The sequence below is a fragment of the Companilactobacillus metriopterae genome (assembly GCF_002762335.1).
GTDB classification, from domain to species: Bacteria; Bacillota; Bacilli; order Lactobacillales; family Lactobacillaceae; genus Companilactobacillus; species Companilactobacillus metriopterae.
In genome coordinates, this window is the sequence record NZ_CP024610.1 from 325663 (window position 1) to 338326 (window position 12664).

Sequence of the window (12664 nt, forward strand, 5' to 3'; positions counted from 1 at the left end):
ACTTGAATATATCTTTAATAAATCAACACTGTATCGTTTTTTAATAAATTAAGACAATAATATTTAATAATATTTGAACGAATGATATAATTTAAAAATGATATGGAGGTATACACATGAATAGTTTTACAGATATATTTTTGTCAAAATCTGAAATAGAAAAAGTTCAGTTATTTACAAAAATTAAACAAATTAAAATTAATCAGTTGGCAAGTGCTAACTTGATTGATACATATAGAACTAGAAAAATAGAAGTAAGCGATATTAATTTAAGGAAATCTGCTTACGAAATGAACAAAAGCTATGGTAGTGTTTATAATACTTTCTTAGGTATACAAGAAGACTTTAAGGAAATATACAAAAAAGATGACGTTGAAATTAATGATATTTTTCAATATTCTTCAGACGAATATCATGCTTATTTGACAACAAAATCAGATGCCTATTTACTTATTGAGGGAATTGTAAAACAAAGAGAAACATCATTTACTGAATTCTATACAAAATTAGACAGTAGTAAAGCAACCGTACTTAGACATTTAAAAGAAGTTAGAGAGTTTTTAAAGGGCTTTGGTGTTAGGATTGCCTACGAACCACTTCGTTTTGTTGGTGATGAAGAATCTATTACATTAGCAATTGCTTCTTTATACTGGAATGCAACTAGAGGATACTTCTGGCCTTTTGATGACTTAAGGGAGGAGACTGCTCTTAAGGTTGTCGAACTTGGATTGGAACAGTACAGACTAGCAGCACCTAATGAGATTACAAAAAAATTCTATTCATATTTGATTATGGCCCATGTATACAGAATGTTAGATGGTCATATTTCTATGGGTCAAAAGAATCTCGAAACAATAAACTATCCATTCCCAAATGTGTTTGATTCTATCGATGAACTTTTAGATATTAAACCTCAATCAGATAATGTTAAAAAAGTTGTTGATATTATTAGAAATAAAATGACATTAGAAGAACAAATGTCACAATCAGCAGAATTTTATATCTTGGTTATTTGTGTGCCTTCTATGTTTGACGTTTCAGACTCATACATTCAATCTGTAACTTCTCAAATGCAGAAATATAATCCTACTTTCTTTAACTTCACACAAGAATTCTTAAAGTTAGTTCCATATGATAACGAAGAAATTATTACTAAATTTGGACTAACAGAAAACTCATTTGCTAGATATCAGTATAATTTGATGAGTTCCGTAGCTGGTGTTATGGTTTTGGGAACAAATTATTTACAATGTTTGAAATTATTTGCTGGATCAGGAGATACTATAAGTAAGCTGCGAGATGATGATCTAAGAAATAATATTCTAGCGACAGTTCAACATCTAGTTAGAAAAGAGGAATATGCATCATTACGTTACAGCTACACTGAAATTGCTGATGCATTATACTCAATGGCATTCAGATTCTCAGCAATGTATAGTCCTGTGCTTAAAGTACGAGTTTATCTAGAATTAGAATCATTTTTCCTAGTTTACTCAGATTTATCAATCACTTTAGACTCATTACCTTATGTAAAAATAGTTAATGAACCTGACCAAGCTGATGTTGTAATTACATCAAATGCAAATCAATTGCCAGATGGCTTTAGAGATGATGTATGTATATTTAGATGGCGTCCTGATGGTGCTCAATCTCAAATGGGTGCTCTACTAAATCTGATATATAAAATCTGGACAGATGAAAAGGCTACTGACAACCCAAGTTTATTCGAGTTGCAAGATTAGTCTAAATAATATACAATTATCAAATGCGATGAGTCGAGAGCTACACTTTATGTAGCACTTGATGGTAGAATATCAGGCATTACTCACCGTATTGTGAGCGATATTTATAAACAATTGTGTGAACCTCTTGTTTATTTACTTATTTTTATAAGTACTACCGCATTAAGAGTGCAGTTTCCTTTATGGATCTGTACTCTTTTTGTTTTATAAATTCTTTAAGGGGTAAACTAATTCTTTAATTAGTACGTTAAGATTATGAAAAGTCAAAGAATGTGGTTGCTAACATTAAATGTTGTTTTCAACTTAGTAATGGGATTTATACTGCCAGTAAATACTATTTTTATTAACAAAAATTTACACCAACCTCTTACAGTTGCCGGATTTGCATTAATGATATATTCATTATTAATGATGTTAGGTAATGCTTTGGGTGGAATTCTTTTTGATAAATTTTCAAGAAGGAAAACATTATATATAGGTTACTTCATATCTGTTATATCGCTGTTAATAATGTCATTTCATCACGTATGGCCCACTTACGTAATTTTACTAGTAACACTTGGGTTCGGGATGGGAATCGCTTATACGGCCATTAGCGGCTATACAGCGTTTGTTGCTGAACAATCTGTTGGTGATAGCCGTATTATTTTTAATAATATGTATTTAGCATCCAATATCGGTATAGCTGTTGGTTCAACAGCCGTCGGAATTATCTTTAATAATAGTATTTTCTTAACATTCTTTATACCAGTATTATTTTTCTTAATTTGTATAGTAATTCTATTTTTAAAGTCAGATGTTCTGGATAGTGTTAACGAAGATGCCACTAAATCTAATAAGCCCTATAAAGATTCAAATCAGGTTAATCCAAGAGATATAATAGGGAATAATCGTTTCATTTTAAATATGGTTATCATCTGTTTTGCTATTTTTGCAGTATGGATGGGTTATTCTCAGTGGGACAGTAATATGTCCATTTATATGTTAAATAAGGGGTTCTCTACAAGACAATATGGATTTATATTTACTGTTAATGCCGGATCATTATTGATAATTCAACCAATTGTTAATAGAGTAATTTCGAAAATAATCAAATATTTGAAAGTACAAATTTTTGTTGGAACAGTTATCATGGGGCTATCCTTCCTATTATTGCCAGGAGCAAACAATTATTCTCTATTTATAATCAGTATGCTAATATTAACTGTCGGAGAGTCATTGGTATTTCCAACTATTCCAGCGCTATTGAGTAAGATGTCAACTGATAAAAATAGAGGAACTTACCAAAGTTTCTATACTATTTTTGGATCATTGGGACGTGCATTAGGTCCTTACGTGGGTAGCGTAGTTGTTACTGTGATGTCATTTGCAAATATGTTCTTTGGTATTACAATTATAATGATATTGATGGCCGTTCTTATGTTGCTAGTAAAAGAAACTGATTAATTAGGAGATATCTATGAAGATTAAAGTAAGTAAATTTATTGAAGATCTAACTGAAGACAATTTTAAAAGTACTAATCTTGATATAAGTAAAGATGATCTACTTCAATCTGATCTATGGTCAATAAATAAAGCTAGTGAACAAATAAAAAAAGATTTAGCTAACAATGAACTATCACAAGTAATCATTCATGTGGTTGATTCCGAATTCGATATAGATTTTTGTATTGAAACAGGCATTATTAACCTACCATTTCAGGATTCTAAGAAAGTATCAAATTTCTTTGATGAAGAATCTGAAGTAGAAACGAAACTATATCTATCGACCTACTGTGACTACTTAAATGCTTCAAAATTTCATATAGATTTGATATCTGATGATGATTTTAACAATGAAAATATTAAGTCCACTATTCAAATAATGCAGTCTAACTACGAAACATCTTTAAAGAACTATAAAGAAAAAGTTGTAAAGGAAATTTAATTATTTAAAATAATGTTTAATTGGAGATTTATATGAACTATCTTTTAATACTATTATTGGTTGGTGCTTTGGCTGGATGTTTAGGTGCTATGTTAGGTATTGGTGGTGGAATGATTGTTACTCCAGTATTAACAATGGCTATGGGAGTAGATATAAAATATGCTATCGGTGCTAGTATTGTTACTGTTATTGCTACAAGTTCAGGCTCGACAATTGCTTACTTAAAAGATGATATGTTGAATCTTCGAGTAGCTATGTTTTTAGAAATTGCTACAACTGTGGGTGCAGTTGTAGGTGCAATGTTAGTAGGAATTTTTCCAAGTGCTTGGCTATTTATTTTATTTGGATTTTTCCTTCTATACTCATCAGTTAACATGATAATGAAGTTGATTGGTAATAAGAGTGAGGAACCTTATCATGGAAATGATCCAATTGTAAAAAAGATGAAACTTGAAGGATCATATTATGACAAGGTTGAGAAAAAGCAAATAGATTATTCATTAACAAATGTTCCTGGTGGATTTGCAATGATGGGTGGAGCAGGCTTGGCTTCAGGTTTATTAGGTATCGGAAGTGGTCCATTTAAAGTTATAGCAATGGATACCATTATGAAGATGCCTTTAAAAGCATCAAGTGCAACAAGTAATTTGATGATGGGTGTCACTGCAGCTGCTAGTGCTACGGTTTATTTTTTTAATGGATCTATCAAACCAGATATTGCTGGACCACTAGCACTTGGAGTTTTGGTAGGATCTTTAGTTGGTGCAAGAATTATGCAACGTATGAGACCAAGAGTTATTAGAATGATTTTCATTCCTATTCTTATTTATTTAGGAATTCAAATGGCTCTTAAAGGATTCGGGGTGACAATCTAATGGATCAACAAAAAAGAGATATCGAATTAATCATTGGTCGAATTCTTCGTATAGGAGTGGTTATTTCTGCAATTATTATTACTGCAGGTATAATAATTTATTTTATATCAGGATCAGGATACAGTGGTAGTGGTGAATTTCCAAGAAGATTTACTGAAATTTTTTCGGGAATAGCTTCGGGAAAATCATATGCAGTTATAATGTTGGGAATTTTCATGCTAATTCTCACACCAGTATTGCGAGTGGTGGTATCTATTTATGCCTTCTTCAAAGAAGGTGACAAACTATACACAATCATTACTACAATTGTTTTAATTATTCTTATATTTGCAATCTTTTGGGGATATAGAAGTTAAATGTTTTATAAATAAAAAAGACTAGGATTTTTGTCCTAGTCTTTTTTATTGTCTGTATATCCAATTGTGTAATCAGAATTTTTCATTGCTTCAACTTTTCCCATTAGGTATCCGTTACCAACTTGTGAGAAGAAATCATGATTGTTTGTTCCGGTAGAAATTCCATTCATAACAATAGGGTTAACATCTTCAGCATTTCCATCAGGGAAGAGTGGAGATTGACCTAAATTCATAAGAGCTTTATTTGCATTATATCTCAAGAATTTTAATACTTCTTCAGTCCAACCAATATTGTCATATAGTTGATGAGTGTATTTTTCTTCATTTTCATATAGCTGATAAAGTAAACTGTACATCCATTCTTGCATTTCTTCTTGTTCTTTTTCACTTAGTTCGTTAAAACCAAGTTGGAATTTATAACCGATATAAGTTCCATGAACAGATTCGTCACGTATGATTAATTTGATAATTTCAGCGACATTTGCAAGTTTGTTATTACCGAGGTAATAAAGAGGTGTATAGAATCCAGAATAGAATAAAAATGTTTCAAGGAAAACACTAGCTACTTTTTTCTGCAAGGGAGTTCCATTTTGATAGATATCATTTATGTATTCTGCTTTTATTTGAAGATATTCATTATGGTCAGTCCAATCAAAAATTTCTTCAATTTCTTCAGCGGTATTCAGTGTGCTGAAAATTGATGAGTAACTCTTTGCATGAACAGATTCCATAAATTGAATATTATTGAAAACAGCAGTTTCTGCTTGGGTTCTAATATCTTTTCTTAATTGATCAATTCCGTCTTGGGATTGAAGAGTATCTAGTAAAGTTAGACCTCCAAAGACGTGACCAACTAAGTCATGTTCTTCTTGAGTTAGTGTACGCCAATCATCTATATCGTTAGATAATGGAATACGTGTATCTAACCAAAATTGTGATGTTAGTTTTTCCCAAGATGCTTTATCAACTTGATCTTCTATCTTGTTCCAGTTAATCGATTTGTAGTATGTATCAGTCATTTTATTCTCCTAAATTGAACAACTTTCGCATTCGTTACTTCCAATTTCATCATTATTTTCAGTAAATGTTCGGATGTAATAAATTGATTTGACTCCCTTATAGAAAGCATAATTTCTAATGATACTTAAATCACGTGTGGTTTGAGATGTTTCGTTTTTCCATTCGTATAGACCTTCAGGAATTTCCGAACGGATGAACATAGTCATACTCATTCCTTGATCAACATGTTGTTGAGCAGCAGCATAAACATCAACAACTTTACGCATATCAATGTCATAAGCTGATTTATAGAACTTGATTGTATCATTGCTTAAATATGGAGCAGGGAAGTATAGTTTACCATTTTTCTTTTCTTGTCTTTCTTCAACTAGTCTTGTTACTGGTTGAAGAGAAGCTGAAGTGTTATTTACGTAAGAAATTGATCCATTAGGTGCTACAGCAATTCTATAAGCATTATAAAGTCCATTCTTTTGAATACTGTCTTTTAATTCTTTCCAGTCTTCAATAGTTGGGATATCAATGTCCTTAAATAATTCAATAACACGAGGATTCTTTGGAGCAAAATCTTCATTAATATACTTTTCAAAGTAAGAACCATTTGCGTAGTCAGATTTTTCAAAGTTTTTGAAAGTCTCATTACGTTCAGTAGCTATTTTGTTGCTGGCTTTCAAAGTCCAATAATTTAATAGTAGAAAATAAGTAGCTGTAAATTCAACTGACTCTGGGCTACCGTATTCAATTTGATTCATTGCAAGGTATGTATGAAGACCCATTGCACCTAATCCTATAGCGTGATTTTGCTTATTACCTAATGCTACTGTGGGTACAGATTCAATATTTGAAGCATCAGAAACATATGTTAAAGCGCGTGTCATAGTTTCAACTGATTTACCAAAATTAGGGGTGTTCATCATATTAACAATATTTGTAGAACCCAAATTACAGCTAACATCTGTACCCATTTGAACATATTCCTGAGCTTCATTTAATTCAGAAGGAGTTTGAACTTGGAGAATTTCTGTACAAAGATTACTCATGATAATTTTTCCGTCAATAGGATTAGCACGATTTGCTGTATCGATATTGATAACGTATGGATAACCAGATTCTTGTTGTAGCTTACTTATTTCTTCTTCTAACTCACGGGCACTGATTTTATATTTTTTAATTCTTTCGTCTTTAACCAGATTGTCGTATTCTTCAGTAATATCAATATATGAAAATGGTTTTTCATAAACACGTTCAACTGAGTAGGGACTGAATAGATACATATCTTCATTGTTACGAACTAATTCATAAAATTTATCAGGAACAATGATACCTAGTGACAATGTCTTAACACGAATTTTTTCGTCGGCATTCTCTTTTTTAGCAGAAAGAAAATCGATGATATCTGGGTGAAAGACATTTAGATATACTGCACCAGCACCTTGGCGTTGGCCAAGTTGGTTAGAGTAACTGAAACTATCTTCTAACAATTTCATAACTGGGATTACACCGGATGAAGAATTTTCTACACCTTTAATTGGTGATCCAGATTCACGAAGATTTGACAGTGTGATACCAACTCCACCACCAATACGAGAAAGTTGTAAGGCACTGTTGATGGATCTACCAATACTGTTCATATCATCAGTCACTTGAATTAAAAAACAAGAGACGTATTCGCCACGTCTTTTGCGTCCTGCATTTAAAAATGAAGGAGTAGCAGGTTGATATCTTTGAGAGATCATCTCTTCTGCAAGAGACTTAGCTAGTTCCTCATTTCCATTGGCAAACAATAATGAGTTGAAAAGGATTCGCATTTCATAATCTTCAAGGTAAAGATCGCCATCATTTGTTTTAAGAGCATATTGATTAAAAAATTTATATGCTGCCATGAATGATTGGAATTTGAAATCTTTCTTCTTAAGTGAGTTATATAGTGATTCTATAAATTCAATTGAGTACTTATTGATAACTTCTTCTTCAATAAAATCATTATCAAGTAGATATTGAATTCTGTCTTTGAAAGAAAGAAATTCCATAGTATTAGGGTAAACATTCTCATTTAAAAAAGCCTCAATGGCTTCTTTATCCTTGTGCAGTGGAATTGAATTGTTTACTGGAATATTAATTTCATTATTTAATTTAAAGTAACTTACTTTATTAAGATCTAGTGTGTTTAGTCCCAAATTCCTGTACCACTTTCTTAAAGTTATTAACATCCTTCTCGGTGCCGTTAAATTCATATTCAAATATTACTGGCAGTTCTAGTCCTTGAGCAATTTTTCTAGCAGTTTGATTATATAGAGTATTAAAATTACGATTTCCAGAACCAGCAACACCTATACAATTTGCAGAATTGTTTTCGAAATTTAGAAAATCGATCACAGAATCCATCATATCATCTTCATAGGCTGGGACTAGTAGGATATAGTCCTCAGTCATATTTATAAGAGGATTGTCATCAGTTATTTCAATTACTTGGTTTTCAGGTAAGTCAAGTTTAGAGATAAAACGTCTAGTTTGACCGGTTATAGAATAAAAAACCAATTGTGTCATTAGTCAATCAGTTCCTTAAGGCTGTCTGGTCTAAATCCTACAATTGGGTTAATGTTTTCATTCATAACGATTGGTACACTCTGAAAGCCTTGGGCCTTCAAATCATCAAGATATTCTGGTTGATCATTGATGTTTCTTTCCACAAAATTAACATTGTGCTCTTTTAAATATTTCTTTGTCATCTTGCATTGCATGCAATTATTTTTACTGTATACTACAATACTATTCATTTCTGTCATCCCCTTAATGAACTTGATGTTTCTAGTATAGAACAAGTGTTCCTAAAATCAATTACTAATACTCGAAATATACAAGATATAGTAAAAAAATCTTCAGGAAGTACTATATATAGTACATTATTCAATTTTCAAAATCTTAAGAAAAGTTTAAATTATTTAAATTTATCCTAAAATTTATTTATGATAAAATTGACCTTAAAGATAATTATATTGTAAATTTTTTAAAGTACTAGACTTGACATTAATAAAATTTTCCGTGGAATGGGTAGGGACATATATATGTGGAACTTGATAGGGATTTTTGCTTGGTTAATCGTATTAGCTTTATTGATATTTGTAGTTTTGAATATTAGAGGAAGACATTTAAGGCAACTCGTATATCGTCAAAAGAAAATATCGGCTGGAATTTTGGCAATAGACTTTGCTGAAATGATAGCTTTAATAGCAGTAGTAGTAGGGATGTTGTATGTCAGCTTCTTTACTAAAGTAGATACAAAATCATCTTCAAATTATGCAATCACATATAAGTATGAACCTTTAAGAGTTGAGACAGATGCAACAGGAAAAGGTTACTATGTAAAGATAGATGGAGATAAATCCTCGAATATTGATGTCTATAAATATCGTGTAGATGATTCAAACTATTCAGTATCTAGTCAGTATGCAACATTATCAGATGCAACTATGCCTTTGAATGTCCCACGTGTAGCTATGAAGTGGAACAAAAAAGATATTTCTAAATATGATAATAAATATACAAGAGCATATGTAATAACTGGACAGGCAAGATATAAGAAAAATTTCATAAATGGACTAGGAATGAACGCAGGAAAGCTTGCTTCTGAGTACAGAGTAATACGTGTTCCAGATAGATCATTTATTAAAACAGATAATAAATAAAAAAAAATGACCTTAAGAGGTCATTTTTTTTATTTTACTGCGGTGATGTTTTTAATACTTACAACTATTTTGTTGTTAAGTTCCATTTTATTTGTTTCATCTTTAGGATCAACATCCGTAATTTCAACTAATGCTGAATGTTCATAAACTTTTTCTACTTTACCCTTAAAAGGAAAGTCCATGTCCTCTTCAACTTCACAGCTGTATGTTTCACCAATTTTTAAATCTTCAATTTTCATATATACTGACTCCCAAAATTATTTACTTAACGTCACTGTATAATAATATAATAGAGAGAATATTTCAATTTATATAGAATGGAAATTTTTTATGAGTAAAAAAGTTATTGTAATCACAGGAGCAAGTGGAACAGGAAAAACCACAGTCAGCCAATATTTAAAAGATAAATATAATATACCTAGTGTCATTACTCATACGACAAGAAAGCCTCGTGATGGAGAAGTTAATGGCATAGACTACTATTTTGAATCGATAAATTCATTTGAAGAAAATCATTATCTAGAAAGAGTTGAGTATTCAAACAACAAATATGGTTCTTCTATAGAAGGTCTTAATAAAATGTGGGAAAGCAACGATTTGATATCAATAGTATTAGATACAGCAGGTGCTGTTTCTTACTATAATAAATACAAAGAAAACTGTGTTGTTATATTTTTGGATTTAGATGAAGAAATTATTTCAGATAGATTAGTCAATCGCGGGGATGAAGAAAGTAGAATTGATTTAAGATTAAGTAGTGAGGAATTTAAACGTGATTTATTTCTCCCAAATGAACTAAAAGGTCACGCATTTGAAATAAAAAATAATGATTTTGAGCAAACTACTGGACAAATAGACCTAATTATAGAAAGTTTATGAAAAAATTATAAAAAACTTAAGCACTATAATCCTATATGTATCAAGTGCTTGGGGGATGGGTTTTACTATAAATAAAATATGTAATGTTATATTACCGCTTTTGTAACATTACTGAAATATTATAAGCGTAGTATAGTGAGCGTTGGTTAAGCAAAACAACTTAAAATAATTATAAAAAAAAAAAATCGTAAAAATCGAATTAAACATTTATTGGGAGATTTAATTTTGAATAAAACAGTTAAAAGAAGTTTCGTATCACTTACTACAGCCGCAGCACTTGCTACAACAGCTGCTGGTCTTACAAATCTAAACAACAATGAATCACAAACTGTACAAGCTGCAGTTACAGAAGTAACTACAAATAAAGCTTCAGTTGTTCGCACTAATGTTGAAGCACAATTATATACATCACCTTCTGCCACAACATCAAGAGCTAAGACAGCCGATCGTTCTGTTGCAGTAAGCACTGACTGGGCAGTAGTTTCAGAAGTCCAAGACGAAGCAGGCAACCTTTGGTATGCTGTTGGTAACAATGCATGGCTAAAAGCTAGCGATGTAACTGTTGACCCTGCACCAGCTGTTACACAAGCAGCAACAACTACACAATCAGTTATTGATACAGCTCAATCACTAATCGGAACACCTTATGTATGGGGTGGAAAGACAACTTCAGGATTTGATTGTTCAGGATTTGTTGGTTATGTTTACCAACAAGCTACAGGTAAACCAATTGGATCATATACTGTTGCTCAAGAATCAGCAGGTTCACAAATCTCTGTTCAAAACGCATCAGCCGGTGATCTATTATTCTGGGGTAACCAAGGTTCTTCATATCACGTAGCTATCTATCTTGGAAACAACCAATACATTGATGCTCCTAAACCAGGACAAAGCGTTTCAGTACGTACAATGTCAAGTTACTTTATGCCATCATTTGCTGTTCACGTTGATGCATAATTAAAAGTTAAGAATATATAAAACAAGCCTTTGGGCTTGTTTTTTTGTATAATTAAGTAAATCAATAATTACATGGTGTAAAAATGCTTAAGAATAAAAGTGTATTCAAATTTATTAGTTTATTAGCTTCAGTGGTAAATATATATGCGATATTTTATTTACCATTTTTAAATAGTCAAACGCTTCTCAATAGTTTTACTAAGGGAGTCCCGATTCCCTCTGAAGTGTCCAATCTGCTATCTCAAAAAATAACCCTATATGGTGTAATAGACAGTGTAAACCAAATTGATAGCATTATAAGTCTAGTTTCAACACCACCACAGGAACTTGCTATTATTCAGTATATTGTCTATTTGTTAATTGCGTTGTCAGTAATAGCCTTATTCTTTACCTTGATTAGATTTCTGTCTAGACTGGTTAGATTTATCACATCAGGGCTGATGGCATTTATATATGTAGTTATATATTTTTTGTTCAATCAGTCTGGATCTGATTTTTCAAATTATTTCACATCATTATTGGGATTAGGGTATTACGTACTGTTAATTTCATCATTGATAATCTTCATATTTTCTATTTTGGAAAGAAAACATCGAATAATTTAAAAGTAGTCAAAATTTAAAATTTTGACTACTTTTTTTGTTATTTATAAGTATTTTTAGAGAGAATATAACAGGCATTAAAATTTACATACAAATCTGAATAATTTAGACTTAATAAGTACGTGTTTTTGAATTTTTAAAGATAATTAAATATTAAAAAATAAAATTAAATTATTCAACATTTCTTTAATAATTTTAAAATTATAGCTATAATAATAATAATCTAATATAAAAGAGGTGAGTACATGTATTTTTTAATAATTAAGTCATCGATAAATGAAAAATTCTATTTTATGATAATGTCAAAAAGTCAAGAAATTATAGCAAAAAGCGAATCATACAAGGATAAGAAATCTCTACTAGAAGATATATCTTACATTAAAAATAATATATATGAAACTTCCGAGGTATTAGATATTAGTAATCTTGATAAGTAATAATAGAATAAATAATTATATATTTAGTTACGACTACGAAATAGTTAATAAAAGTTCTAAATGAGGGGTTTTAATATTTTATTTATATTTAATTATTAAATAGATATAATTTTGTTTTAGATAAATGCAGTTTTTAAAAATTATTTATATTTGATATTGATTTTAATTGAATAAGGGATTATTATG

Annotated in this window: 14 protein-coding genes; 9 read left to right on the plus strand and 5 right to left on the minus strand. The window is 30.7% G+C overall.

Annotated features, from left to right (window positions below; translation table 11 throughout):
- Window positions 1-116 precede the first annotated feature (116 nt).
- The 5 genes from CS873_RS01490 to CS873_RS01510 all read left to right on the plus strand — a co-directional run bounded on the left by CS873_RS01490 (window position 117) and on the right by CS873_RS01510 (window position 4900).
- Entirely contained in the window at window positions 117-1742 is a 1626-nt protein-coding gene (locus CS873_RS01490) for a helix-turn-helix domain-containing protein (protein WP_099974123.1), read from the plus strand.
- A gap of 255 nt (window positions 1743-1997) precedes the next feature.
- Window positions 1998-3188 (plus strand): MFS transporter, encoded by a 1191-nt coding sequence (locus CS873_RS01495; protein ID WP_099974124.1) that lies wholly within the window; start codon window positions 1998-2000, stop codon window positions 3186-3188.
- Between the two features lie 13 nt (window positions 3189-3201).
- Window positions 3202-3669: a hypothetical protein gene (locus tag CS873_RS01500; RefSeq protein ID WP_099974125.1), complete on the plus strand. Its 468-nt coding sequence runs from the start codon at window positions 3202-3204 to the stop codon at window positions 3667-3669.
- A 32-nt stretch (window positions 3670-3701) separates the two neighbouring features.
- Entirely contained in the window at window positions 3702-4544 is an 843-nt protein-coding gene (locus CS873_RS01505) for a sulfite exporter TauE/SafE family protein (RefSeq protein WP_099974126.1), read from the plus strand.
- Complete coding sequence (locus tag CS873_RS01510) at window positions 4544-4900, plus strand: DUF1634 domain-containing protein (protein ID WP_099974127.1); 357 nt, start codon at window positions 4544-4546, stop codon at window positions 4898-4900. The genes CS873_RS01505 and CS873_RS01510 overlap by 1 nt, the downstream gene beginning before the upstream one ends.
- Before the next feature lie 35 nt (window positions 4901-4935).
- Here CS873_RS01510 and nrdF read toward each other — a convergent pair whose 3' ends face one another.
- The 4 genes from nrdF to nrdH are packed head-to-tail and all read right to left on the minus strand — an operon-like array spanning window position 4936 to window position 8694.
- Window positions 4936-5919 carry a class 1b ribonucleoside-diphosphate reductase subunit beta gene (gene nrdF / locus CS873_RS01515; protein WP_099974128.1) on the minus strand — a complete coding sequence of 328 codons (984 nt, stop codon included), beginning with the start codon at window positions 5917-5919 and terminating at the stop codon, window positions 4936-4938.
- 9 nt (window positions 5920-5928) lie between these two features.
- The gene (nrdE, locus tag CS873_RS01520) at window positions 5929-8094 is read right to left on the minus strand and encodes a class 1b ribonucleoside-diphosphate reductase subunit alpha (protein ID WP_099974129.1); all 2166 of its coding nucleotides are present in this window, start codon (window positions 8092-8094) and stop codon (window positions 5929-5931) included.
- Window positions 8069-8464 carry a class Ib ribonucleoside-diphosphate reductase assembly flavoprotein NrdI gene (nrdI, locus tag CS873_RS01525; RefSeq protein ID WP_099974130.1) on the minus strand — a complete coding sequence of 132 codons (396 nt, stop codon included), beginning with the start codon at window positions 8462-8464 and terminating at the stop codon, window positions 8069-8071. Before nrdI ends, nrdE begins: the two co-directional genes overlap by 26 nt.
- Window positions 8464-8694, minus strand: a complete 231-nt coding sequence (nrdH, locus tag CS873_RS01530) for a glutaredoxin-like protein NrdH (RefSeq protein ID WP_099974131.1) — start codon at window positions 8692-8694, stop codon at window positions 8464-8466. The genes nrdI and nrdH overlap by 1 nt, the downstream gene beginning before the upstream one ends.
- A 288-nt stretch (window positions 8695-8982) precedes the next feature.
- On the opposite strand from nrdH, the gene CS873_RS01535 reads away from it, so the two are divergent.
- Window positions 8983-9603 carry an LVIS_2131 family protein gene (locus tag CS873_RS01535; protein WP_245823067.1) on the plus strand — a complete coding sequence of 207 codons (621 nt, stop codon included), beginning with the start codon at window positions 8983-8985 and terminating at the stop codon, window positions 9601-9603.
- A gap of 29 nt (window positions 9604-9632) precedes the next feature.
- On the opposite strand, the gene CS873_RS01540 is transcribed toward CS873_RS01535, so the two are convergent.
- Complete coding sequence (locus CS873_RS01540; RefSeq protein ID WP_099974132.1) at window positions 9633-9842, minus strand: DUF2187 family protein; 210 nt, start codon at window positions 9840-9842, stop codon at window positions 9633-9635.
- Between the two features lie 91 nt (window positions 9843-9933).
- On the opposite strand from CS873_RS01540, the gene CS873_RS01545 reads away from it, so the two are divergent.
- The 3 genes from CS873_RS01545 to CS873_RS08345 all read left to right on the plus strand — a co-directional run bounded on the left by CS873_RS01545 (window position 9934) and on the right by CS873_RS08345 (window position 12478).
- A complete protein-coding gene (locus CS873_RS01545; protein WP_099974133.1) occupies window positions 9934-10482 on the plus strand; it encodes a guanylate kinase in 549 nt (182 codons plus the stop codon).
- A 225-nt stretch (window positions 10483-10707) separates the two neighbouring features.
- The gene (locus CS873_RS01550) at window positions 10708-11439 is read left to right on the plus strand and encodes a C40 family peptidase (protein WP_099974134.1); all 732 of its coding nucleotides are present in this window, start codon (window positions 10708-10710) and stop codon (window positions 11437-11439) included.
- Between the two features lie 847 nt (window positions 11440-12286).
- On the plus strand, window positions 12287-12478 hold the full coding sequence (locus CS873_RS08345; protein WP_099974135.1) for a DUF1508 domain-containing protein: 192 nt from the start codon (window positions 12287-12289) through the stop codon (window positions 12476-12478).
- Window positions 12479-12664 lie beyond the last annotated feature (186 nt).